The sequence below is a fragment of the Halodurantibacterium daqingense genome, from assembly GCF_042666235.1.
GTDB classification, from domain to species: Bacteria; Pseudomonadota; Alphaproteobacteria; order Rhodobacterales; family Rhodobacteraceae; genus Halodurantibacterium; species Halodurantibacterium daqingensis.
Map to the genome: position 1 here is coordinate 23,897 of NZ_JBHTFQ010000003.1, position 22,621 is coordinate 46,517.

Below are 22,621 nucleotides of genomic sequence, written 5' to 3' on the forward strand. Positions count from 1 at the left end.
GAGCGGCCTCGGCCGTGGGGGAGGAGAGCGCCATGGGTGCGTTGGATGGGCTGAAGATTGCGGATTTCTCCTGGGTCGGCGCGGGCCCCCGCGCGACCAAGGATCTGGCCGACAACGGCGCCACCGTCATCAAGATCGAGTCGCGCCGGCGCCTTGATCTTGGCCGGCTCTCGCCCCCCTTTGCCGGCGGCGTCAAGGATCCGGATGGCTCGGCCTTCTTTGCCCAGACCAACACGTCGAAGAAAAGCGTCTCGATCAACCTGTCGGATCCACGCGGGGTGGATGTGGCGCGGCGGCTTGTCGCCTGGGCGGATGTGGTGGTCGAGAATTTCGGCCCCGGCTACATGGAGCGGATCGGCCTTGGCTGGGACGCGTTGCAGCGCATCCGCCCCGGCGTGATCCTTGCCAGCGTTTCCGTGGCGGGGCGCAGCGGGCCGATGTCCGGATTTCGCGGCTATGGCAACAGTGCGGCGGCCTATTCCGGCCACGCCTGGCTTGGGGGCTGGCCCGGCGGCGATCCGCATATGCCGCCGCTGGCCTATGGCGATGTGGTGGCGCCGATGTTTCTGACTGTCGCGATCCTTGCAGCGCTTGAGCATCGCGCCCGCACCGGCGAGGGGCAGCATCTTGATGTTTCGCAGATCGAGCCGATGGTTCATGTCATCGCGGATCTCTACGCCGCCCCGGGTGCGCCGGCAAAGCCGGGAAACCAGGACAACGACTTCCTGCTGCACGGCGTTTTCCCGGCGCGGGGCGAGGATCAGTGGCTGGCAATCGCCATCGCGACCGAGCATGAGGCCCGCCTCCTTGCCACCGCGCTGGGCCTGCCCGGCGGCCCCCCCGAGGCGGCAAGGGTGGCTGCGGCCACCGCCACCCATGAGAGAGATGATCTCGTCCGGCGTCTCGTTGCGGCTGGTCTTGCCGCCGCGCCGGTTTTTGACGGCCGCGACGTGCTGGAAAGCGAAGATCTTGCAAGGGCGGGCCATTTCGTCACCCTGGATCACCCGGTTCTGGGTCCGTGTCGGATGCCGGCGCCCCCTTACGCGCTGGAGCGGACGCCGGCGCAGGTGCAGCGTGCTCCGCGCCTCGGCGAACATGATGACGAAGTCTTCATCGATCTCCTGGGTCTTGACCGTGACGAAATCGCTCGGCTGCGTCAGGAAGGGGCGTTGGCATGAACATGTTGCAGGGCATCCGGGTTCTGGAACTGGCCGACGGCCTGGTGGATTTCGGCGGGCGGATGCTGGCCGAACTGGGGGCCGATGTCGTGTCCGTCGCGGACGCCGCCCCGCGCAGCCACGCACGCACCCTGGCCTGGCATCACGGCAAGACCCGGCTTGAGCTTGATGACCCGCAGGCCATCGCGCGACTTGCCGCAATGGCCGATATCATCCTGGACGGGCGCCGCGAGGGCGACCGGCTGACTTCGGCCGAGATCCCCGAGAGCTGTATCCACATCTGCGTGCAGGCCTTCCCGCACGCGCCGGATCGGCGCGTGACCGATCTGACGCTGATGGCGATGTCCGGCCTCATGGCGATCACCGGCGATCCCGATCACCCGCCGCTGCGCTTTCCCGGCGAACAGGCCTATGCGCTCACGGGCATTCAGGCGGCAACGGCGGCGCTTCTGGCGCTTCATGCCCGGCGGCGCGACGGAAAGGGGCAGCGGGCTGTGGTCTCGGCACTGCAAAGCGCGACGCTGGCCAATTACCGCGAGGCGGTGATGTACGAATGGACGGGCCGCATCGGCCGCAGGACCGGAAACATGCTGGTGCGCGGTGCCTCGGGCGTGCGGCAGATCTGGCCCTGCCGCGATGGCCATGTCACCTGGTCCATGATCGACAATCCCGGGATGATGCGCGCCCTTGTCCGGGTAATGGACGACGCCGGAGAGGCAGGCGAGCTTGCCACTGTCAACTGGGACGCCACCCTTGTCGCCGACACGCCTCAGGAGGTGATCGACCGCTGGCAGCGCATCGTGGCCGATTTCTTTGCGGTGCGGGGCAAGTCCGAGCTTGAGGATCTGTCGCTGCGGCTTGGCTGGGGGCTGTCACCCATCAGCGATCCGCAAGAGGTGCGCGAAAGCCTCCATCTGCAGGCGCGCGGGCTTTTCGTGCAGGTCATGGATGAGGTGACCGGGCAGGAGGCTGCGCTTCCCGGACCCCTGTTTCGGGCCCAGGCCGAGGGTGCACCGCCGCGACGGCTGGCGCGGCCGGTGCCTGCCTCGGCGTTCACGGGGTGGGACGGGGCATGAGCGGCGCGCTTGCAGGGATCCGCGTTCTTGATTTTTCGCGACTGTTGCCGGGCCCTTACTGCACATGGCTTCTGGCTGACATGGGCGCCGAGGTGATCCGGGTGGAAAACCCGCGCGAAGTGGCCAAGCAGGCGCAGGTTTTCGGCTGGGACAGACTGCCCCCCGCCGAACGCGGGGCCTTGCGGGAAGGCGACATCCTGGCGCGCAACAAGCGGTCGGTGATGCTGGATATCGGCGATCCGGTGGCGCAGGATGCGCTGCGGGCGCTGGCCGCGCGCGCCGATGTCGTGGTCGAGGATTACCGTCCCGGCGTCCTCGATGGGCTGGGCCTGGGCGCGGCGGCACTTCGCGGGCAGAACCCGCGTCTGGTCTATGCAAGTCTCACGCTGTGCGGTCAGACGGGCCCCTACCGGGACAAGCCCGGCCATGATCCGGTCGCGCTGGCCATCGCGGGCGTTCTGTCCCGCGTGGGCGAGAACCCGGACGTGCCGTCGTTTCCCGGCGTGCCGGTGGCCGACGTGGTGACAGGCGCCCATGCCGCCTTTGCTGTCCTTGCTGCCTTGCGCGCGCGGGATCACAGCGGGCAGGGGCAGCATCTGGATGTCGCCATGAGCGATTGTGCCATGTCGCTTCTGGTCAATGTGCTGTCGCGGCACCCCGACCCCGCCACCGCCCCGCCCCGGGGCACACGGCGCGCGGACATGGGTCTTTGGCGCACCAGCGACGGGCAGTTCCTCTGCACCACGGATATGGAGCCGCGCTATTGGCGCCGTTTCTGTGCAGCGGTGGGCCGGCCGGATTTCGTGCCGCTCCAGAACGAGATTGCCGCACGGCCGCGCATCCGGGCGGAACTCGAGGCGATCTTTGCCTCGCGCACGCTTGCCGAATGGGAAACCACGCTGGGCACTGCCGGAACGCAGTTCGCCCCGGTGCATGACATTCCGGCGGCGCTTGCCGATCCGCACAACCGCGCCCGGGGGATGGTGCTGGACCTGCCCGGCAGCGATGGCAGGCCACGCCGGCAGCTGGGGCCGCCGGTGCGGCTTGACGATCAGCCGCGGTCACACCGCCTTGGCCGGGCGCCGGGCGCCGACACCGAGGCGGTGCTGCGCGATCTCGGCTTTGATGATGCCACGATCACCGTGCTTTCACGACAGGGCGCCCGGGGGAGGAGCGCCTGAACAGGTTCCGACAGGGAGGAGTGAACCATGAAGCTTCAAAAACTGGTCGCCGCGTTGACGATCACGGCGCAGGTCGGGCTTGCCGCGCCGTTGGTGGCAGCCGAGTTCGAACTGTCCTATTCCACCACCTATTCACCTACCCATCCCTATGGCATGGCCGATGAAGAATGGATCGCCCGCATCCGGGACCAGACGGACGGGCGGGTCAATATCACTCCGTTCTGGGGTGGCGCGCTTATCAACAGCCGGGAAGGCGTGGACGAACTGGAAGCGGGTGTGGCTGATATCGCCTTCATCTCGCCCATCTATGCCAGCTCGGGCTATGATCTCAGCCGGCTCACGCCCCAGTTCTTCTATGGCTATGACGATGCGCTGGAGGTTCTGGAAGTCTATCGCGCGCTTTGGGAAGAATACCCGCAGTTCGCGCAAGAGCTTTCGGGCGTCAAGGTCCTGGCCTACAACGTCGGCACCCCGATGCATCTGATGCTGCGTGACAAGCCTTTCGAACAGGTCTCGGATCTGCGCGGCCTGCGCATCCGCTCGGCAATCGACTACATCGCGGCCTTGGCACATTTTGGCGCCGAGGGCGTCACCATGCCGATGACCGACACCTATCCCTCGCTTCAACGCGGCGTTCTGGACGGGGTCATCGCCCCCTACGAGGCGCTGCGGTCGCTAAGCTTCGCCGAGGTGATCTCGTACTACTCCGAGCTTCCGCACAGCCGCGGCGCCTATCCCTCGCGCGCGATCAACCGCCGGGCCTGGGACCGGTTACCCGCTGACATCCAGCAGGTGTTCGATGACAACATCGACTGGTGGACCCGCACGACCTATGAATATTCGCAGGCGTCGGAAGAGGCTGGCCGCACCTATGGCGAAGAGATGGGTGTGACCTTCAATGCCGTGGCACCCGAAGTGATCGAGGAATATTCCGCTGCCTTCGAGGCGGGCGCACGGGAAACCGCGCAGGGGCTTGATGCGCGCGGCCTGCCGGGAACCGAGATCTTCGAGAAGGTCCGCGCGGCCCTCGCCGAGTGAGCCCTCGCGGACCGGGCCCTCGCCAACCAAGCCGTTGCCGCCGCGCCGCCTGTTCGCGGCGGCCCCCGACCTCGCGGAGATGTCATGCATCGCATTGATCGCCTTCTTCAGTCCATCTGTTCGCTTGCGGCGCTGGCGGGCATTCTCGCGATCCTCGCGCTGATGCTGCTGACGGTCGTGACCGTGGTCTTCCGGGCGGTGGGGATCGCCTTTCCCGGAACCTATTCCCTGTCCGAGCTGCTGCTGATCCCGGCTGTGAGCCTGTCGCTGGCCTATGCCGCAGTGCGAAACGAACACACGCGGGTGTCACTCTTCGTGGACCTGATCCGCAACGGCCGCCTGCGCCGGGCGGTTCAGGGAACCATGCTGGCGCTGGGCAGCCTGTTCTGGGTCGCCGTCGCCTGGGCAACCGCGCGTGAGGCCATCCGACGCGGCGCGCAGGGCGAGTTGTCGCCCATCATCAACGTGCCCGTCGCACCCTTCCGCTGGGTCATGGCGGGCGCAATCGTTCTGTTCGTGGTCGTATTGCTCTGGCAGGCGGTTTCGCTCTGGCTGGGGCGCGGCATCGGTGACGAGGATCAGAAACTGGAAAACAAGCTATGACGCCCGTTGCATTGGGATTCGTCGGACTGGCCGTGCTGTTCGGCTTCATCGGCGCGGGCATGCCGATCGGCTTCGCGATGGGGCTGGTGGGCTTTGCGGGCTTTGCAATGCTCGTCAGCCTCGATGCGGCGATTGTCCGGGTCGGCGTGTCCACCTACAACCTTGCCACCAACCACGCGATCGGAACGATCCCGCTGTTTCTGTTCATGGCGCATCTGCTGTTCGCCTCGGGGATCGGGCGCGACCTGTACGATACCGCCGCACGATGGGTGGGCCGGCAGCGCGGCGGGCTTGCCATGGCGACGATCGGCGCCTCGTCCGGGTTTGCCGCCGTCAGCGCATCCAGCCTTGCGACCACCGCGACCATGGGCCTTGTCGCCATGCCCGAGATGCGCAAGCATGGCTATGACATGTCGCTTGCCTCGGGCAGCGTCGTGGCCGGGGGGACGATCGGCGCCCTGATCCCGCCCAGCGGCATGTTCATCATCTATGGCATCCTCACCGAAACCTCGATCGGCAAGATGTTCGCGGCCGGCATCATCCCCGGCATCCTGCTGGCGCTGTTCTATGTCGTCACCATCGCCATCTGGTGCCGGATCAATCCGGACGCAGGCCCACGCGGCCCGCGCTATAGCCTGCGCGAAAAGATCGCGGGCTTTGCCCGAACGGGCGAGGTAGTCGTGCTGTTCGCCCTGATCATGGGCGGGATCGTCTTTGGCTGGTTCACCCCGACCGAGGCCGGAGCTATCGGCGCATTCGGCGCGATCATCGTTTCGGTTGCGCGGCGGCGGCTGACATGGGTTGCGGCGCGCACGGCGATCTATGCCACGCTCAGGACCACGGGGATGATTTTCGGCATCCTCTTCGGCGCCATGGTGTTCAACAGCTTCATCACGGCCAGCACGATCCCCATGCATATCGTGCGCTTCGTGACCGAAGGCGGCTTTTCCCCGATGATGGTGCTGTTTCTGGTGCTGGGCGTCTATCTGCTGCTGGGAATGGTGCTGGATGCCTCGGCGATGATGACGCTTACAATTCCGCTGTTCTTCCCGTTGATCACGACCCTTGGCTTTGACGCGGTGCTGTTCGGCGTTCTGGTCGTGCGGATGACCGAAATCGCCCTGATCACGCCGCCGGTGGGCATGAATGTCTATGTCCTTTCGGGGGTGGTGCGGGACGTGCCGCTGAACCGCATGTTCAAGGGGGCGCTGCCCTTCGTGGGCGCCGACATCCTGCATGTGGGCCTGCTGATCGCCTTCCCTGTGCTGGTGTTGTGGCTGCCCAACCTCTGATCCGTCGGAAAGGGCGGCCTTGCCGCCGCACGATCACGATGGGGCGGCCGGGCACAGCGAGAGGGGCTGGAAGATCATCCCGTCAGGGCCTTCGGACAGATGCGCGGCAATGCCGAAGACCCGGGCCAGCAGGTCCGGCTGCAGCACCGCCCGCGGCGGCCCGTCGGCTGCAACGCGGCCGGCGTCCAGCACCAGAAGCCGTGTGCAGTGCCGCGCCGCAAGCCCAAGATCATGCAGCGAGGCGATCACCCCCTTGCCCTGCGCCGCGAGGTCGCGGAACAGCTGCATCACGGCGATCTGCGCCGCCGGGTCCAGCCCCGCGACAGGTTCATCCGCCAGCAGCAGTGGCGTTTCCTGCGCCAGCGCCCGTGCCAAGAGGACGCGGGCCTGTTCGCCCCCCGAAAGGGTTGTCGCATCGCGACGGCGAAGCGGATCAAGGCGCAGCGCATCCAGCGCGCGCTGGACGGCGGCACGATCGGCGGCGGTGGCCCCCCGCGGATGCGCGACCCGTCCCAGCGCCACGACCGCCTCGACCGGCATTGGCCAGGCGATCTCGCGGTTCTGGGGCAGGAAGGCCGCCGCCTGTGCGCGCCGGGCGACATCCAGATCGGCGAGCGATGAATGCCCGCCGGCCTTCAGAAGCCCAAGGGCTGCACGCAGAAGGGTCGTCTTGCCGGCGCCGTTCGGCCCCAGAAGGCCGATGAATTCGCCGGGCCTCACCGTCAGGTCGATGCCGTGCAGGACCGGGCGCCCGTTCCGGCTCAGCGACATCTGGCGCAGGGTCAGCAGGGTCATGGCGCGTCCCTCCGCAGCCGCAGGATCAGGTGCAGGAAGAACGGCGCCCCCACCAGTGCCGTCAGCACCCCCAGCTTGAGGTCGCGTCCGGGCAGGATATGGCGCACCGCGATATCCGCCGCCAGCACGACCGCAGCCCCACCCAGCGCCGAAGCCAGCATCAGCCTTGCCGGATCACCGCCCACGGCGCGCCGCAGCAGATGTGGCACGATCAGCCCCACGAACCCCACCGTCCCGGCAACTGCCGTCGCCGCGCCCACCAGCGCCGCGGTCCCGCCGATCAGCAGCAGACGCAGCCGCCCCAGATCGATGCCTGCCGAAGCCGCGGCATCCTCGCCCAAAGTCAGCGCCCGCAAAGCCCGCCCGGTGGGCCACAGCAGCAGAAGCCCAAGCGCCATGACCGGTGCGGCGATCTGGACATGAAGCATCGACCGATCGGCAAGGGATCCCATCATCCAGAAGATGATCTCGTTTGCGGCAAAGGGATTGGGCGACAGGTTGAGCACAAGCGATGTCGCCGCGCCCGCGAGGGCCGAAAGGGCAATCCCCGCAAGGATGAGCGCCAGCGATCCGCCGCGCGGCCCCGCCAACACCATCACCAGCGCGACCGAAATGCCGGCACCTGCAAGTGCGGCAAGCGGCAGCCCAAGCGGATAGGCGGCCGCAAGCCCGGTCTGAATCGCCAGCACCGCTCCCAGTGCCGCTGCGCCCGAGGTGCCGATCAGCCCCGGTTCCGCCAGAGGATTGCGCAGAAAGCCCTGCATGGCCGCGCCGGCCAGCCCCAGCGCGGCCCCGACCATCAGGCCAAGAAGGGCACGCGGCAGACGCAGTTCCTGCATGACCATCACCAGCAGCGGGTCGCCCTGCCCGAAAAGGGCCTGCAGGCTGGGCACCACGCCCAGGGCCGCGGCCCCCGTCACCAGCGATCCCAGGAACAACACCGCGACCAGAAGCCCAAGCCCGGCCATCACCTGCGCGAAGCGGCTCATTTGCGCGCGTCCCGTGCCGTGGCGCGCAGCCGGGCGATGGCGCGCGCAACATACGGCGTGCCGCAGATCCAGTCGCTGTCGGCCATCGTCTCGGTCGCACGATGGGCCGTCAGCGCGCGCAGGGCAGGGTGCGTCAGAACCTCTTCGGCGCGCGACGGCCGCGAATGGCGTTCGTGCAGGACAAGAAGGTCGGGGTCCGACAGCAGAAGGTCCTCAAGCATCAGGAACCCGCCGGCGCCCAGCCCCAGATCCGCAGCGACATTCACAAGCCCTGCTGCGCGAAGAATGCTGCCCGCAAGACTGGCATCGCCGGGGCTGTAGCCGTTCGCGGCATAGAGCGCCGTGCGCAGGGCGGGTGCCGGCATGCTGGCCAGAGCGGCAAGATCGGCGTCGAATCTGGCGATCACTGCCTCGGCCTGTTCCTCGCGCCCCAGCAGAATGCCCATACGGCGCAGGTTGCTGCGAATGTCTTCCAGGCTTTCGTCGGGTGCGAAAACCTCCACCCGGGCGCCCAGGCGTTGCAGCATCGCGGTGCTGCCCGTGTGGGTGAACTGCCCGGCCAGAACCAGATCCGGCCGCATCAGTACGATGTCCTCCGCCAGACCGTGATTTGCGGGAAGGGCTGCGGCTTCGGCTGCCATGACAGACGATCGCGGATCGTGGGAAAGATAGCTGACGGAGATCAGCTGGCCCGGCGCTGCAACCAGCAGGGCCAACTGATCGGTGCAAAGGTTCATCGACAGCACACGCCGGGGCGGCTCCGGCGCGAAAGGGCCTGCTGCGGCGGCCCCCCCGTCAAGCGTTGCCCCCAGTGCAACGGCACCGGCCAGCGCATGTGTCATGAACCAGCGTGCTACCATCGGGCCTGAAGCCCCACATAGCCGGTCCGCCCTTGGGAGGCATAGCCCCAGACATCGGAATAGGCTTCATCGAACAGGTTGACGATCCGTCCGGTCACGCGGACGTTCTGGTTCAGATCATAACCCGCCGCCAGGTTCACCACCGTGTAGGACGGCAGTTCGACCGTTTCATAGGTGCCCCAGAACTGTGTGTCGAAATTTCCGGCGACATGGCGCAGATCCCCGCTGACGAAGCCGCGGCCATCCAGCACCGCAAGCGAGGCGTTCAGGCCCAGTTCGTGCCGCGGGCGCCGGACTTCGACCGAACCGTCGGGATTGCGCGCCCGCAGGAAGGTGTAGTTCGCGCCCAGGGTCAGACGATCGGTGGCCTGGGTGCGGGCCGTCAACTCGATGCCTTCGCGCGGGCTTTTGCCCGTCTGGTTGCGGAAGGTGAAGCGCGCGATGCCGTTGTCGATGCCATCGAGGTAGCTCTCGATCTCGTCTTCCAGCGACTCGTTGAAGTAGGTGACATCGATGATCCCGCGATTCTCGGGCAGCTGGAACTCGATACCCACGTCGTAACCGCGGTTCTTTTCGGGCCGCAGGCCCGGATTGCCGACATAGACGCTGCTTCCGTAATCGGCATCGGCGAAAAGCTCGAAGAACGACGGGTTCACAAGGCCCGTCCCCGCCGAGGCGTGAAGCCGGAAGGGCTGGCCGGGCACCTGGTAGGACAGGCCAAGGGTCCAGCTGGTGAAATCCGAAAAGGAACGATTGGCATCGTGCCGCAATCCCGCCTGCAGATCCAGCCCGTTGTCCAGGAACGCGCGGTATTCCAGCGCGGCCGACGACATCACGCGGCTTTCTCCCGGGGCCGAGGTGCTTTCATCGCGCTGGTGTTCGGCAAGCAGGTTCAGAAGATGTGCAGCGCTGCCGACCGGCTGCCCGTCGAGGCCGAGGCTGGCGCGGTATTTAAGCTTCCGCGTCTGTCCCCGGGTGTCATAGCCGTCGTTGTCGCGTTGCTCGTGGATGGTGTCCTGATAGTCCAGCCGGTGGGTAAGACGCCCGCCCAGAGTGACATATTCTGCCCAGACGCCGCCCTGAAACTCGTCCCGGTCTCCGAACAGATCGGCATCCACGACGTAGCCGGCGGCGTCGGTCGCTGCCCAGGAAGTCGCGTCGTATTCGTAGCGTTCGGTGGAACGGCGAAGCGTGATGCCGAAGGTCAGATCGGGCGTTGCCTGCCAGTCGGCGGCAAGGCCGATGGTCTTGCGGTTGACCCCGTCCTTGCCGCCGCCGCTGCCCGACTGGTCAAAGCCGCGGTCGTCGCGGGCCGAGAGGTTCAGCGCGACGCCGCCGCGGGCCCCGCGCTGGCTGAGATGGAAGGCACCGGCAGCACCGTTGCCGGCCTCGACAGCGCCGCCATGGGACAGGCCGGGGCCCCCCTTGCGGGTGATGATGTTGATGACGCCGGCAGAGGCGTTCGAGCCGTAGAACACTGACTGCGGCCCGCGCAGCACCTCGATCCGCTCGATATTGGCGGTTTCGAGACCGCTCAGGACATATTCATCCGCCCCGCCAGCCGCCTTGATGCCGTCGATCAGGATCAGCGTGTGGGTGGCCTCGCCGCCGCGGATACGAACCTGGGTGTAACCCGCGCCTAGGCTGCTGACCGAAACGCCGGGCAGCGCGCGCAGCGCGTCCTGAATTGTGGTGATGCCGCGCCGTTTGATTTCTTCGGCAGTAAGAACGGTGTGGGCGCGGCCATAGGCATCGGCGGCAAGCGGCGCGATGCCGCCGGAAACGATGATCTCGTCAAGCGCGATGATGCCTTGTGCAGCAGCGGCCGAGGGCAGAGCGGCGCAAAGCGCCAGAAGGGGAAGACGGCAGCTCATGTGCCTATGCCTTTCCTGAAGCGGGCCGTGGCCCGCAATCCCAGATTTGTCCTGCGGAAAAAGCGCATGCTCCGCCGCAGCACGGTGACTGTCACCTCTGCGGATCAGCCGCTTTCCTGGCGCGCCCCGCACCGGAAATGGGTGATTGCTGCGGCAGGTCTCCTGGCTCGCGGGTCGTCGCTCCGATCGGCCTTCCCGGTTGACCCAGTGGCATCGTCGATCGTTGCTCGCCGCTCACAGTTGCGGGGGCAGCCCCGGCTTGGCTGGCCTGTCTGGCACAGCTTACCGAAGTTCCCTTTTAATCCGGCGCGGGCGCCGGAACCGAAGCCCCGCCGTCATGACGCAGGATCGCGCAGCCTGTCAAGGTCCGGCATGCGGCCATCCGGCAGCGTTCAGCACGCGCAGGCACATCGGGTTGGCAACACCAGCGCATCCTTCGCCGTGGTGCCGCCGGGCTACCGAACGTCAGGTCCGGGCGTCACGCGTGCCATTGTTGTGGCCCGCCCGTTGCGATGACGCCCGAACATTCGCCCGTTGCGCCGGGGATGCGGGGTTCCGGCGCAGTGACACGGGGTTGAAACCCCGGCGGGGGGTTCATATAGCACTGGACCAACGCATTCCGTGAGAGGCCGCCATGATCCAGACGCCCTATTACCAGATCGACCGGTCGGCCCTGATCCGCAACATGGAGAAGGTGGCCCGTTTGCGCGCGTTGTCGGGGGCGAAGGCACTGCTCGCACTCAAGTGCTTCGCGACATGGTCTGTGTTCGACACGATGCGCGAATACATGGACGGCACGACCTCGTCCTCGCTTTACGAGGTACGGCTTGGCAACGAGAAGTTCGGCGGCGAAACCCATGCCTATTCGGTCGCCTATGCCGACCACGAGATCGACGAGGTGGTCAGCCATGCCGACAAGATCATCTTCAACTCGATCAGCCAGCTGGAGCGCTTCGCGGACAAGGCGGCAGGCATCACCCGCGGTCTGCGGCTGAACCCGCGCATCAGCTCGTCGGGGTTCGATCTGGCCGACCCGGCCCGGCCCTTCAGCCGCCTTGGCGAATGGGATGTGGCGCGGATCGAAACAGTCATGGACCGGATCTCGGGCTTCATGATCCATTACAACTGCGAAAACGACGATTTCGATCTTTTCGACCGGATGCTGGGCCAGATCGAGGAGCGGTTCGGCAGCCTTCTGGGCCGCGTCGAATGGGTAAGCCTTGGCGGCGGCATCCATTTCACCGGCGATGACTATCCGCTGGAACGTCTCGCTGCGCGCCTGAAGGCCTTTTCCGAGCGGTTCGGCGTGCAGGTCTATCTGGAGCCGGGCGAGGCCGCGATCACCCGGACGGCGACGCTTGAGGTGACGGTTCTTGATCTGCTGAACAACGGCAAGGATCTTGCCGTGGTCGACAGCTCGATCGAGGCGCACATGCTTGACCTGCTGATCTACCGGCAAGAGGCGCGGATCACCCCGAACGAAGGGCCACATCGCTACATGATCTGCGGCAAGTCCTGCCTCGCCGGCGACATCTTCGGGGAGTTCGCCTTCCCGCAACGGTTGCAGATCGGCGACCGGATTTCGGTGCAGGATGCCGCCGGTTACACCATGGTCAAGAAGAACTGGTTCAATGGCGTGAAGATGCCCGCCATCGTCATTCTGGAGGCCGATGGCAGCCAGACCCTTGTCCGCGAATTCGGATACGAGGACTTCGCTGCGGCGTTGTCCTGACCCACCCCTGTCACCCTTCAGAGGAGGATCCCCCTCATGAAACGCAACGTTCTTATCATCGGCGCCGGTGGCGTGGCTCAGGTCGTGGCACACAAGGCGGCGCAGAACAACGATGTGCTGGGGGATATCCATATCGCCTCTCGCACTGTCTCGAAGGCCGAGGCCATCATCGCCAGCGTTCAGGAAAAGGGCGCGATGAAGCAGGCAGGCGCGCTGAAGGCCCATGCGCTGGATGCGATGGACAGTGCGGCCGTCGCGGCGCTGATCCGCGAGACCGGCAGCCAGATCGTGATCAACGTGGGCTCCGCCTTCGTCAACATGACGGTGCTCGAGGCCTGCATCGACACCGGGGCGGCCTATATCGACACGGCAATCCACGAGGATCCGGCCAAGATCTGCGAAACGCCGCCTTGGTATGGCAACTACGAATGGAAGCGCCGCGAACGGTGCAAGGCGGCCGGCGTGACCGCAATCCTGGGCGCGGGTTTTGATCCGGGCGTGGTCAATGCCTATGCGCGCCTGGCTGCCGACGAATACCTGGATACGGTGGAAAGCATCGATATCGTCGATATCAACGCCGGGTCCCATGGCAAGTATTTCGCCACGAACTTCGACCCCGAGATCAACTTCCGCGAATTCACCGGCACCGTCTACAGCTGGCAGAACGGCGGCTGGCAGTCGAACAGGATGTTCGAGGTAGGCCGCGAATGGGATCTGCCCGTCGTTGGCAAGCAGAAGGCCTACATGACGGGCCATGATGAGGTGCATTCGCTGGCCGCGAATTATCCCGATGCGGATGTCCGCTTCTGGATGGGCTTTGGCGATCACTACATCAATGTCTTTACCGTGCTGAAGAACCTCGGGCTTCTGTCCGAACAGCCGGTCACCACCGCCGAGGGGCAGGAGGTCATCCCGCTCAAGGTGGTCAAGGCGGTGCTGCCCGATCCGGCCTCGCTCGCGCCTGGGTATACCGGCAAGACCTGCATCGGCGATTTCGTCAAGGGCACCAAGAACGGCCAGCCGCGCGAGGTTTTCATCTACAACGTCGCGGACCACAAGGAAGCCTATGAGGAAGTGGGCAGCCAGGGGATTTCCTATACAGCGGGCGTGCCGCCGGTGGCGGCGGCAATGCTGATCGCGACCGGTGAGTGGGACGTGGGCAGCATGGTCAACGTGGAAGAACTGCCGCCGCAGCCCTTCCTTGGCCTTCTTAACCGAATGGGCCTGCCCAGCCGCATCCAGGATGAAACGGGCGATCGCGCGCTCGAGTTCTGATCGGCCGGTGCCGTTTTCTGCCGTGGCCGGCGGAAGGCGGCCCTGCGCCATGCGTTCAGCAGCAGGCATCTGCGGTCGTCGCAGCCGGTTCCGTCTTGGGGCGCAGGCCCTCGGCTGCTCTTTGATTGGCGGCCGTGCAAAGCCGATGCCGGCTTGGGCCGAGAGTTCAGACGCCGGCGATGCGCGCCAGGTCATCCCATAGGCCCGGCGCCGTCGCCATCACCAGCCCGCCGGCCTGCAGGGGGCCGGGCAGCGTCGTGCAGCGGCCCCCGGCCTCGGCGACCATCAGCATCCCGGCCAGGCAATCCCAGGGGTGCATGTGCGGTTCGTAATAGCCACCCAGCCGCCCCGCCGCGACGCTTGCCAACATCAGCGCCCCTGATCCGTTCCGATAGAACAACCCGCCGGCGCGCATGAGATCGCCGATCACTTGCGCCGCATGTTCCGGATCCGTCCGGTGGCTTGCGCCGATGGCCGTCAGGCTGTTGTCCAGCCGCGCGCCTGGCCGCACCCGCATCGGGGCGCCATCAAGCCAGGCGCCCTTGCCGCGCCGGGCGGTGAACTGCTCCTCTGCAACCGGCACCTCGATCACGCCTGCGACAGTCGTCGTTCCCTCCACCAGGGCAAGCGCGACGCACCAGTGGGGCAGGCCCGCAAGAAAGGGGCTTGTGCCGTCGATCGGATCGATGACCCAGGTGACGCCGCTTTTTCCCTCGGAACGGCCATCTTCCTCGCCCAGAATCGCGTCCTCGGGAAAGGCGGCGCCGATCCCGCGGCGGATCAGCGCCTCGACCGCGCGGTCTGCGCGGGACACGATGTTCTGCGGGTTGCCCTTCGTCTCGATCTCAAGCTCGTCACGGTCGTGGAAGAAACGCAGCGCCAGTCTGCCTGCTTCGGTGGCAAGGCGTTGTGCAAGCGCAAGGCGGTCGGCAATGGGGTCGGACATGGGCGTTCCCTTCGGCAAGATCGCAGGCGCGGGAAGGCTAGCCGCGCCGCCCGCGCCGGACAACGCGATTTACGGGGTGGGCAAAGCTCCGGATTCAGGCTATAGACGCGCTGCGCGATGGGTTATGCCTTCCCCAAACCTGCCATTGGCAGGCTCGGAGGGTTGGGAAGGGTCAGGACCTGCGGCGCGTAAACGCGGCCCGGGGTCCTTTCGCAGCGGATAAGCCACTGCGGGCGCCAGCCCATAACCCGAAAGACAGACATGACTCAGTTTGACGGCATTCCCGCCGCCCTTGCCGCCGCCTTGACCAAACGAGGCTATGATGCGCTGACCCCGGTGCAGCTCGCGGTGCTCGACAGCGAACTTGACGGTGCCGATGCGCTTGTGTCGGCCCAGACCGGATCGGGCAAGACCGTGGCCTTTGGCCTTGCGATCGCCCCGACGCTGCTGGGCGGGGCCGAGCGGTTTCTGTATGCCGATACGCCGCTGGCCCTGGTGGTTGCGCCCACGCGCGAACTGGCGCTTCAGGTCAGCCGCGAATTGACCTGGCTTTACGCCGAGGCAGGCGCCAGCATTGCCACCTGTGTGGGCGGCATGGATTACCGCACCGAAAAACGTGCGCTGGAACGTGGCGCGCATATCGTCGTCGGCACGCCCGGCCGTCTGCGCGACCATATCGAGCGCAACTCGCTTGATATGTCGGGCCTGCGCGCCGTGATCCTGGACGAGGCTGACGAGATGCTCGACCTCGGCTTCCGCGAGGATCTGGAGTTCATCCTCTCCTCGGCCCCCGAAGAGCGGCGCACGCTGCTTTTTTCCGCCACCGTGCCGCGCCAGATCGCCGCGCTTGCCAAAAGCTATCAGCGCGATGCGGTGCGCATCAGCACCCAGGCCGAGAAGAAGCAGCATGTGGATATCGAATACCGTGCGCTGAGCGTGGCGCCCAAGGATCGCGACAATGCGATCATCAACACCCTGCGGTTCTACGAGGCACGCAATGCCATCGTCTTTTGCGCCACCCGGGCCGCGGTAAACCATCTTACGGCGCGGCTTCACAACCGCGGCTTTTCGGTTGTGGCCCTGTCGGGCGAGCTGAGCCAGGCCGAACGCAGCCACGCGCTGCAGGCGATGCGCGACGGACGGGCGCGGGTCTGCGTGGCCACGGATGTGGCGGCCCGGGGCATCGACCTGCCGGGGCTGGAGCTGGTGATCCACGCCGATCTGCCACAGAACGGCGAGGTGTTGCTGCACCGTTCGGGCCGCACCGGGCGGGCGGGCAACAAGGGGATCAGCGCATTGATCGTCACCGCCTCGGACCGCCGCAAGGCAGAACGGCTGCTGCAATTCGCCAAGATCGACGCCAACTGGGATACGCCGCCCTCGGCCGATGAGGTGATCGCGCGCGACAACGAACGGCTGATGTCGCATCCGCTTCTGACCGATCCGGTCACAGAGGATGAGGCCGAGATGATTGCGGCGCTTCTGGAACAGCACGGCCCCGAACAGCTTGCTGCGGGCTTCCTGCGGCTGGTGCGCGCCAGCCAGTCCGCCCCGGAGGAGCTGACGACCGGCCCCGCTGTCGATGCGCCGCGTCGGTCGCACGAGGAATTCGGCGAGAGTGTCTGGATCTCGCTTTCGGTGGGCCGGCGCGACAATGCCGAACCCCGCTGGCTGCTGCCGATGATCTGTGCCGCCGGCCAGATCACCCGGACCGAGATCGGCGCCATCCGGGTGCAGGGTGGCGAAACCTATGTGCAGCTGTCCAAACCGGCGGCCGAGGGGTTCTGGGCCGCGCTTGGCCCGGCGCGCGAACTGGAAAAGGGCATCAAGGTCAGTGCCCTTGATGGCGCGCCCGATCTTGGTGCGCCCCCGCCCCGCAGCCCGCGTCAGCGCGACGAGGATGCGCCGCGCAAGAAATACGTGCCGAAGGCCGCGCGCCGGGCCGAGGACGAGCCGCGCCGCACCTTTGCCCCGGAGGCGTCTTCGGACCGCGCGCCCGCGAAGCCCGAGGCGAAACCGCGCAGCTATGCCCAGGATCGCCCGCGCGAGGATCGGCAGGACCGCGACCATGGCGCCAAGCCCGCGGCACGGTCGTCAAAGCCTGCCGGGAAATCTGCGGGCAAGCCCGGCGCATATGCCGGACCGAAGCCTGCGGCCAAATCCGCGGCCAAACCCGCGAAGGCCAAATACGCCAAGGCCGACGGTCCCTCGCGCGGCGCTGCTGCCGCGCGTCCGACAGCCCGTAATCAGGCGCTGGACACCAGCAAGCGCTTCAAGCCCCGCACGAAGTCCTGAGCCTCTCCGGTCCCGCCGGGCGGGAACCTCTGTCGCGCTAACCGGTTTTTCGGATGTCATGCCCATCCTGGCGTGGCATCTGGCCATGGGGAGCGGAGGAGACGGAATGCACCTGTTCGCAATGATCGGCGCCGTGGCGGTCGCCCTGTCCTTAGCTGTTGCCGCGAAACCGGCGGCTGCGGCCTGTGCCCCGGCGGACCAGGCGGCCGTGGCCGGATTGCTCGACCGGCTGAACCAGGAACGACATTTCGCGGGGCTCACATCGCTGCGGGCGGCGCCGGCGCTCATGGTGGCAGCGCAGGGCCATGCCTGCGACATGGCAGAGCGCGGGTTTTTCGATCACGTCGGATCTGACGGGGCAAGCCTGTCGCAGCGGATCGCGCGCACCGGCTATTCGGCCTGTCTCGCGGCCGAGAACATCGCCTTTGGCCAACAGGGGGCGGTTGCGGTTTCGGATGTCTGGATGGGTTCGGCCGGTCACCGGGCGAATATCCTGCGGCCCCGCGTTCAGGATATCGGCGTCGGCCGAGCCGAGGCCGCGGCCGGCGGCGGGCCGCGCTGGGTTCTGGTGCTTGCTGCGCCCTGCTAGGCGCGGCGCGGCGGACGCAGCGTGTCGGTATCAAGCCAGATTGTCACTGGTCCGTCGTTGACCAGGGACACGGCCATATCCGCGCCGAACTGTCCATTGGCGACGGGAATGCCAGCGGTGCGAAGATGCTGTGAGAAGGCGTCGTAAAGCCGCATGCCCTCGGCGGGCGGTGCGGCGCTGGAAAACCCCGGGCGGTTCCCGCGCGAGGCATCGGCTGCAAGGGTGAACTGGCTGACGACCAACGCCGCACCCCCGACATCGAGCAGCGAAAGGTTCATCTTGTCCTCGGCGTCCTTGAAGATCCGCAGCCGCGCGATCTTGGCTGCAAGCTGGGCGGCCTCGGCCTCGGTGTCGCCCTGCATGGCGCAGACCAGGATCAGAAGCCCACGGTCGATTTCACCGCAGATCGCACCATCGACACTGACCGAGGCGCAGCGAACACGTTGCAGAAGGGCACGCATCTGAACTCCTGTCGGGGGGAGAAGGTGGCACCGGCCTAATGCGCCCCGCCCAGACCCGCAAGCCCTAGCGCGAAAGATAGGCTGCGACCGCCGCGATCAGAACAAGGCCCAGCACGGCCAATGCGATCTTCCACGCCGACCATGGGCGTTCGCCCTGGATCTTGCCGCTCTGGCCATTGACGACAAACCGGTAACTGCGCCCGCGATACCGATAGGCGGCCATCCAGACCGGCAGCAGGATGTGTTTGAACGTCTCGCCCGACAGCCGCGTCTCGGCGTGATGGATCTGCTGTTCGTTGCCGCCGATATCGCGGCGGATATCCTGGGCGATGATGCGGTCCATCTGTTCGCGCGCGAGGGCAAACGCCTGGGCAAGTTCGACCGTATAGCCTTCGGCGCGAAATCCCGCCAGATAATCCGGCGAATAGGGTTGCAATCCGCCCAGATCCCACGGCGCCAGCCCGTCGGCATGGCGGCGGGGCAGGCTGGTGGCGCCCATCACCAGCAGATCGTCGAAAAACCGGCGCACCCTTCCCTGAACGGGCGTCCATCGCACCTTGCGGACCTGTTGCTGGCGGGGTTGGCGCTTGCCGTTGACGGTGACCATGACCGTGCGGGTTTCATAATAGTAGATGCCGCGCAGGCCGCTGTAGTCGGTCTCGCTCTCGGCATCGAAGGTCCAGTAGGGGACATAGAGGCCATCAAGGCGCCGACCCCGCCGGGCATAATCGCGCAGCCCTGACGGCGCGAACCACAGCCTGCCCAGCCAGCCCGTCATCGCCTCGTGCGCTTCTGCTTCGGTGATGCGGAAGGGGATCAGCGCCTGTGGCTTGATGTGCCGATGCGCACCTGTATCCACCACCACCGGCGTAGCACAGAAGGGGCAGGTGCCGGCATGGCTGTCGGCGTCGAACGTGATCTGGGCACCACAGGCGTGGCAGGTAACGACACGGGTTTCCTCGATCGCATTCGCGGGAAGGAGCTGGCCCAGCGCCTGATGAAGGTCGAGTTCCTCAAGAGCCTTGGCGCGCTTTTCCGCGGCTGCGGGGGGAATGTCCTGTTCATGCCCGCAATGGGTGCAGCGCAAATGGTCCTGACCGGGGGCGAAGCGCAGCAGCGCGCCGCAGCGATCGCAGGGATAACGGAACGCTGCCTTGGCAGGATCATCCGCGGACAAGTTCAGGCTCCGGGCTTGGGCGGCGGTGGCGGGATGCGGGACAGGAGCGCGGCAAGATCAGGGATGGTCGCAGCCTCTTGCCAGCCGTCCTGACCGGCCGTCCAGACGAACGTGCTGGCAACAAGTTCGCCCCGCTCGGCCATCTGCTGCAACGCATCTTCCGCGAAGGGCCCGAAGGTTTCGCCGTTGCGCGCGATGTGCCACATGCGGCCGGGCGGGGCGGGCGGCGGGGGCGGTGTGGCCGCACCCTGCATCTGCGCGGCCATTCCGCCCGCCATGCCCATGCCCATGCCAATCCCCATGCCAGCGCCAAGGCCTGCCCCCATGCCGCCGTCGGGGCTGCGCGCCGCTGCGGTCATAGCCTCGGCCGCGGCGAATTGGGTGTATCTTCCCAGATCGCCGACGATGCCCATCGAGGTCCGGCGATCCAGCGCGGCCTCGACGGCCTCGGGCAGCGAGATGTTCTCGATGTAAAGCTCGGGCATCGACAGGCCGTAATCCTCGAGGGTGGGGCCGATGGCCTTTGCCACGATCTGCGAAAGGTCCCGGGTATTGGCTGCCATGTCGAGCACCGGAATACCGCTGGCGGCAAGCACCTTCGACACCTTCTGCACGATGATGTTGCGGATCTGGTCGCTGACCTCGTCCTGGGTAAAGAAGCCGTCGGTGCCCACGATCTCGGTCAGGAAGCGCGCGGCATCCAGGACGCGGATCGCATAGGTTCCGAAGGCGCGCAGCCGCGTCGGGCCGAATTCGGGGTCGCGCAGCATGATCGGATTGCGGGTGCCCCATTTCAGATCGGTAAAGCGGCGCGTGCTGACGAAATAGACCTCGGCCTTGAAGGGCGACTGGAAGCCGTGGTGCCAGTGTTGAAGCGCGGTCATTACCGGCATGTTGTTCGTGTGAAGCTCGTAAAGCCCGGGGCCAAAGACATCGGCCAGCTGGCCTTCGTGCACGAAGACGGCGACCTGGCTTTCGCGCACGGTCAGCTTGGCGCCGTAGTTGATGGCGTGGCCATAGCGTTCGAAGCGCCAGACCATCGTGTCGCGGCTGTCGTCGGTCCAGTGGATGACGTCGATCAACTGGCCCTTGAGGAAGTTCAGTATCGACACGGTCGTCTCTCCTAGCTTTCGCCGCCCATCAGTTCGCGCGCGATGACCTGCAGGATGGGTCGCGCTGTCGCCTCGGTCATTCCGGGGCGCAGGCGTGGATCATAAAGCATCTGCAACAGCAGTTCATCGTGGTGCGTCAGCAGGGCGAATTCCTCGTTGTCATTGAAGATCGACGGGCGGGCAAGCGGGCTGTCATTGGCAAGGCCCAGCCCCTGGGCAAGCTCTTCATGGATGCAGGATTGTCGAAGCAGATCGGGGTGCTCTGCCCGGACCACGGCAATTGCATGGGCATAGGTGCTGGCCCCCCCGCGCGAGAAGGAAAAGACCACGCAGAAGGTCTGGCGGGGCAGGCCGGTGATCGTGCGCAGCGCCATGTCGTCGATCCCGGGGACCAGTTCGCGCAGGCGGGGGGCGAAGGCGCGGCGCTCTTCCTCGTTCAGGATCAGGACGTGAAAGTTCGCGTCTGCCTCTGTCTTCTGGATGGACAGCCCTGTGAGCTCGGCAAGGCGCTGCGTATAGCGGCCGATCTCGGCGCGGTCCCGCGCCTGCTGGGCGGCGGGGACCGTCTCGCCGAAGATGACACTCATCCGCACGGGTTGTTCCCAACGCCGCAGCCGGCTGGGAACAGGCCGCGCCACCAGGCGCCCGCCGATGCGGGAGTATTCATCGTAAAGCGCGATCTGAACGAAATTCTCGATCAGCTGCCGTTCATTGAACGGCGCGTCCGGGCCGCCCCGGTCCGTGCGCATCATCCCCTGCGCCAGAAGCTCATCCTGAGCCGCCTGGTAATAGGCCCGCAGTTCCTGGCTGACCGGCGGCAATGCCGGCGTGGCAATCCGCTCGGGCCGCGCCTTGGGCGCGGTTGGCGGCGGCATCGGTTCGGGCGGTGGCGCCACCTCGCATGCGGCAAGAAACAGCATCGTCGCGGCGGCCAGAGCCTTCGGAGCACGGGCCAGAGGAGCAGAGCCGAGCGGCATGATCACCTCGTCTGGCGGCCGGCGCGGGCCTGGGCCGCGCCAAGGGTGTCGCGCAATTCGGCCTCCATGCGCAGCAATTCGGCCTCGGCCTCGACGCGCCGCGCCTTGCCCTCGTCGGCAATCCGCAGACTGTCCTCGATCGTGGCAATGAGTGTCGCATTTGCCTGCTTGACCGCCTCGATGTCGAAAACGCCGCGCTCCATCTCGGTGCGGACGGTCTCGTTCGCCTGACGCAGGTTCTCGGCATTGGCGGTCAGCAACTCGTTGGTCAGATCGCTGGCTGCCCGCACCGCCTCGGCGGCCTCGCGCGACCGCTGGATGGTGACCGCCTGCGCGAGCTGCGTTTCCCACAGGGGCACGGTGTTCACCAGGGTCGAGTTGATCTTGGTCACCAGCGACTTGTCGTTTTCCTGCACCAGCCGGATCGAGGGCAGGGACTGCATCGTCACCTGGCGCGTCAGCTTCAGGTCGTGCACGCGCCGTTCCAGATCGTCGCGCAGGGCGCGCAGGTCGCGCAGTTCCTGGGCACGCAGCACCTGTTCATCGGGCGCCGCAGCAGCCACGGCCGCCTCGCCCTGGGGGATCTGCGTCTCGTCAAGTTCGCGCAGCTTTTCCTCACCCGCGGCGATGTAGATCGCAAGCTCGCGGTAGAAGTCGAGCGTCTTTTCATAAAGCAGATCAAGCGAACGGATGTCCTTGAGCAGCTTGTGCTCGTGGCTCAGCAGCGTACCCGTCACCTGATCGATCTGCCCTTGCACCGTCTCGTAGCGGGCGACGAAACGTGCGAAGGGCGCAGCCTTGCCGGTCAGCTTTTCCCACCAGCTGGGCTGGCGCCGCATGTCGAGTTCCGACACCGAAAAGCCGCGGATCGTGGTCACGATCTCGCGCAGCGAATCGCCGGCCGGGCCGCTGTCCTTGTTCTTCACGTCAGCCAGCATCGCCTGGCTGATCTGCTGAAGCTCCGCCTGGGCCGATGTGCCGAAGGACAGGATGGAATTGCTGTTCCCAAGGTCGATCTCGGCCTTGCGACGGTCGATCGCCTCGCGTGCGGCCTGGGGCAGTGCGGGCTCATCTGCCAGATCGGGCAGGGCGCGGCCGGTGACCTCGGCTATTTCCGAAAGCGACTTGCGGGCTTCTTCGCGGATTGTGTCGGACATGGCATTTCCTTTCG

20 protein-coding genes and 1 riboswitch are annotated in these 22,621 nt (G+C 66.3%); of the genes, 10 read left to right on the top strand and 10 right to left on the bottom strand.

All coding sequences use genetic code 11. From position 1 onward, the window contains the following. The first annotated feature begins 32 nt into the window (after positions 1-32). From ACFQXB_RS06290 to ACFQXB_RS06315, 6 genes are all read left to right on the top strand, one after another. Positions 33-1,178, top strand: coding sequence for a CaiB/BaiF CoA transferase family protein (locus ACFQXB_RS06290; RefSeq protein WP_377400833.1), 1,146 nt, complete (start codon positions 33-35; stop codon positions 1,176-1,178). Then, positions 1,175-2,254, top strand: coding sequence for a CoA transferase (locus tag ACFQXB_RS06295; RefSeq protein WP_377400836.1), 1,080 nt, complete (start codon positions 1,175-1,177; stop codon positions 2,252-2,254). The genes ACFQXB_RS06290 and ACFQXB_RS06295 overlap by 4 nt, the downstream gene beginning before the upstream one ends. Further along, positions 2,251-3,435 carry a CaiB/BaiF CoA transferase family protein gene (locus ACFQXB_RS06300; protein WP_377400839.1) on the top strand — a complete coding sequence of 395 codons (1,185 nt, stop codon included), beginning with the start codon at positions 2,251-2,253 and terminating at the stop codon, positions 3,433-3,435. Before ACFQXB_RS06295 ends, ACFQXB_RS06300 begins: the two co-directional genes overlap by 4 nt. A 27-nt stretch (positions 3,436-3,462) precedes the next feature. Beyond that, positions 3,463-4,473 (top strand): TRAP transporter substrate-binding protein, encoded by a 1,011-nt coding sequence (locus ACFQXB_RS06305; protein WP_377400842.1) that lies wholly within the window; start codon positions 3,463-3,465, stop codon positions 4,471-4,473. Positions 4,474-4,557: 84 nt separating this feature from the next. Beyond that, positions 4,558-5,076 (top strand): TRAP transporter small permease, encoded by a 519-nt coding sequence (locus ACFQXB_RS06310; RefSeq protein ID WP_377400845.1) that lies wholly within the window; start codon positions 4,558-4,560, stop codon positions 5,074-5,076. Further along, on the top strand, positions 5,073-6,368 hold the full coding sequence (locus tag ACFQXB_RS06315; protein ID WP_377400848.1) for a TRAP transporter large permease: 1,296 nt from the start codon (positions 5,073-5,075) through the stop codon (positions 6,366-6,368). Before ACFQXB_RS06310 ends, ACFQXB_RS06315 begins: the two co-directional genes overlap by 4 nt. A 33-nt stretch (positions 6,369-6,401) precedes the next feature. Here the strand turns inward: ACFQXB_RS06315 and ACFQXB_RS06320 are convergent, their stop codons facing one another. Genes ACFQXB_RS06320 through ACFQXB_RS06335 form a run of 4 tightly spaced genes read right to left on the bottom strand, consistent with a single transcriptional unit; the run spans position 6,402 to position 10,886 of the window. Next, entirely contained in the window at positions 6,402-7,163 is a 762-nt protein-coding gene (locus tag ACFQXB_RS06320; protein WP_377400851.1) for an ABC transporter ATP-binding protein, read from the bottom strand. Then, positions 7,160-8,152: a FecCD family ABC transporter permease gene (locus ACFQXB_RS06325; RefSeq protein WP_377400854.1), complete on the bottom strand. Its 993-nt coding sequence runs from the start codon at positions 8,150-8,152 to the stop codon at positions 7,160-7,162. Before ACFQXB_RS06325 ends, ACFQXB_RS06320 begins: the two co-directional genes overlap by 4 nt. Continuing rightward, positions 8,149-8,994, bottom strand: coding sequence for an ABC transporter substrate-binding protein (locus tag ACFQXB_RS06330; protein ID WP_377400857.1), 846 nt, complete (start codon positions 8,992-8,994; stop codon positions 8,149-8,151). The genes ACFQXB_RS06325 and ACFQXB_RS06330 overlap by 4 nt, the downstream gene beginning before the upstream one ends. 11 nt (positions 8,995-9,005) lie before the next feature. Further along, on the bottom strand, positions 9,006-10,886 hold the full coding sequence (locus ACFQXB_RS06335) for a TonB-dependent receptor plug domain-containing protein (RefSeq protein WP_377400860.1): 1,881 nt from the start codon (positions 10,884-10,886) through the stop codon (positions 9,006-9,008). A gap of 135 nt (positions 10,887-11,021) precedes the next feature. Then, positions 11,022-11,227, bottom strand: a riboswitch (cobalamin riboswitch). A 293-nt stretch (positions 11,228-11,520) separates the two neighbouring features. Between ACFQXB_RS06335 and nspC the strand changes: the two genes are divergently transcribed. Together nspC and ACFQXB_RS06345 are read left to right on the top strand one after the other, a co-directional pair. After that, a complete protein-coding gene (gene nspC, locus ACFQXB_RS06340; protein WP_377400863.1) occupies positions 11,521-12,618 on the top strand; it encodes a carboxynorspermidine decarboxylase in 1,098 nt (365 codons plus the stop codon). A 36-nt stretch (positions 12,619-12,654) separates the two neighbouring features. Continuing rightward, a complete protein-coding gene (locus ACFQXB_RS06345; RefSeq protein WP_377400866.1) occupies positions 12,655-13,893 on the top strand; it encodes a saccharopine dehydrogenase family protein in 1,239 nt (412 codons plus the stop codon). 166 nt (positions 13,894-14,059) lie between these two features. Here the strand turns inward: ACFQXB_RS06345 and ACFQXB_RS06350 are convergent, their stop codons facing one another. Further along, positions 14,060-14,839, bottom strand: coding sequence for an inositol monophosphatase family protein (locus ACFQXB_RS06350; RefSeq protein WP_377400869.1), 780 nt, complete (start codon positions 14,837-14,839; stop codon positions 14,060-14,062). A gap of 261 nt (positions 14,840-15,100) precedes the next feature. Between ACFQXB_RS06350 and ACFQXB_RS06355 the strand changes: the two genes are divergently transcribed. After that, positions 15,101-17,134 carry a DEAD/DEAH box helicase gene (locus ACFQXB_RS06355; RefSeq protein WP_377400872.1) on the top strand — a complete coding sequence of 678 codons (2,034 nt, stop codon included), beginning with the start codon at positions 15,101-15,103 and terminating at the stop codon, positions 17,132-17,134. A gap of 106 nt (positions 17,135-17,240) precedes the next feature. Next, positions 17,241-17,723 carry a CAP domain-containing protein gene (locus ACFQXB_RS06360; RefSeq protein ID WP_377400875.1) on the top strand — a complete coding sequence of 161 codons (483 nt, stop codon included), beginning with the start codon at positions 17,241-17,243 and terminating at the stop codon, positions 17,721-17,723. On the opposite strand, the gene dtd is transcribed toward ACFQXB_RS06360, so the two are convergent. The 5 genes from dtd to ACFQXB_RS06385 form a co-directional block, all read right to left on the bottom strand. After that, complete coding sequence (gene dtd / locus ACFQXB_RS06365) at positions 17,720-18,184, bottom strand: D-aminoacyl-tRNA deacylase (protein WP_377400878.1); 465 nt, start codon at positions 18,182-18,184, stop codon at positions 17,720-17,722. The two genes, ACFQXB_RS06360 and dtd, sit on opposite strands and share 4 nt — an antisense overlap. A 64-nt stretch (positions 18,185-18,248) precedes the next feature. Continuing rightward, positions 18,249-19,361 carry a primosomal protein N' (replication factor Y) - superfamily II helicase gene (locus tag ACFQXB_RS06370; RefSeq protein ID WP_377400881.1) on the bottom strand — a complete coding sequence of 371 codons (1,113 nt, stop codon included), beginning with the start codon at positions 19,359-19,361 and terminating at the stop codon, positions 18,249-18,251. Between the two features lie 2 nt (positions 19,362-19,363). Beyond that, positions 19,364-20,473 (bottom strand): SPFH domain-containing protein, encoded by a 1,110-nt coding sequence (locus ACFQXB_RS06375; RefSeq protein WP_377400884.1) that lies wholly within the window; start codon positions 20,471-20,473, stop codon positions 19,364-19,366. Positions 20,474-20,484: 11 nt separating this feature from the next. Then, positions 20,485-21,450 carry a DUF2927 domain-containing protein gene (locus ACFQXB_RS06380; RefSeq protein WP_377400887.1) on the bottom strand — a complete coding sequence of 322 codons (966 nt, stop codon included), beginning with the start codon at positions 21,448-21,450 and terminating at the stop codon, positions 20,485-20,487. 2 nt (positions 21,451-21,452) lie between these two features. Further along, the gene (locus ACFQXB_RS06385) at positions 21,453-22,607 is read right to left on the bottom strand and encodes a toxic anion resistance protein (RefSeq protein ID WP_377400890.1); all 1,155 of its coding nucleotides are present in this window, start codon (positions 22,605-22,607) and stop codon (positions 21,453-21,455) included. Positions 22,608-22,621 lie beyond the last annotated feature (14 nt).

Coding starts and splice junctions, on each gene's coding strand:
- ACFQXB_RS06290 (WP_377400833.1), top strand. CDS start 33: ATGGGTGCGTTGGATGGGCTGAAGATTGCGGATTTCTCCTGGGTCGGC.
- ACFQXB_RS06330 (WP_377400857.1), bottom strand. CDS start 8,994: ATGACACATGCGCTGGCCGGTGCCGTTGCACTGGGGGCAACGCTTGAC.
- ACFQXB_RS06355 (WP_377400872.1), top strand. CDS start 15,101: ATGACTCAGTTTGACGGCATTCCCGCCGCCCTTGCCGCCGCCTTGACC.
- ACFQXB_RS06295 (WP_377400836.1), top strand. CDS start 1,175: ATGAACATGTTGCAGGGCATCCGGGTTCTGGAACTGGCCGACGGCCTG.
- ACFQXB_RS06360 (WP_377400875.1), top strand. CDS start 17,241: ATGCACCTGTTCGCAATGATCGGCGCCGTGGCGGTCGCCCTGTCCTTA.
- ACFQXB_RS06325 (WP_377400854.1), bottom strand. CDS start 8,152: ATGAGCCGCTTCGCGCAGGTGATGGCCGGGCTTGGGCTTCTGGTCGCG.
- ACFQXB_RS06300 (WP_377400839.1), top strand. CDS start 2,251: ATGAGCGGCGCGCTTGCAGGGATCCGCGTTCTTGATTTTTCGCGACTG.
- dtd (WP_377400878.1), bottom strand. CDS start 18,184: ATGCGTGCCCTTCTGCAACGTGTTCGCTGCGCCTCGGTCAGTGTCGAT.
- ACFQXB_RS06380 (WP_377400887.1), bottom strand. CDS start 21,450: ATGCCGCTCGGCTCTGCTCCTCTGGCCCGTGCTCCGAAGGCTCTGGCC.
- ACFQXB_RS06350 (WP_377400869.1), bottom strand. CDS start 14,839: ATGTCCGACCCCATTGCCGACCGCCTTGCGCTTGCACAACGCCTTGCC.
- ACFQXB_RS06305 (WP_377400842.1), top strand. CDS start 3,463: ATGAAGCTTCAAAAACTGGTCGCCGCGTTGACGATCACGGCGCAGGTC.
- nspC (WP_377400863.1), top strand. CDS start 11,521: ATGATCCAGACGCCCTATTACCAGATCGACCGGTCGGCCCTGATCCGC.
- ACFQXB_RS06315 (WP_377400848.1), top strand. CDS start 5,073: ATGACGCCCGTTGCATTGGGATTCGTCGGACTGGCCGTGCTGTTCGGC.
- ACFQXB_RS06385 (WP_377400890.1), bottom strand. CDS start 22,607: ATGTCCGACACAATCCGCGAAGAAGCCCGCAAGTCGCTTTCGGAAATA.
- ACFQXB_RS06320 (WP_377400851.1), bottom strand. CDS start 7,163: ATGACCCTGCTGACCCTGCGCCAGATGTCGCTGAGCCGGAACGGGCGC.
- ACFQXB_RS06310 (WP_377400845.1), top strand. CDS start 4,558: ATGCATCGCATTGATCGCCTTCTTCAGTCCATCTGTTCGCTTGCGGCG.
- ACFQXB_RS06345 (WP_377400866.1), top strand. CDS start 12,655: ATGAAACGCAACGTTCTTATCATCGGCGCCGGTGGCGTGGCTCAGGTC.
- ACFQXB_RS06335 (WP_377400860.1), bottom strand. CDS start 10,886: ATGAGCTGCCGTCTTCCCCTTCTGGCGCTTTGCGCCGCTCTGCCCTCG.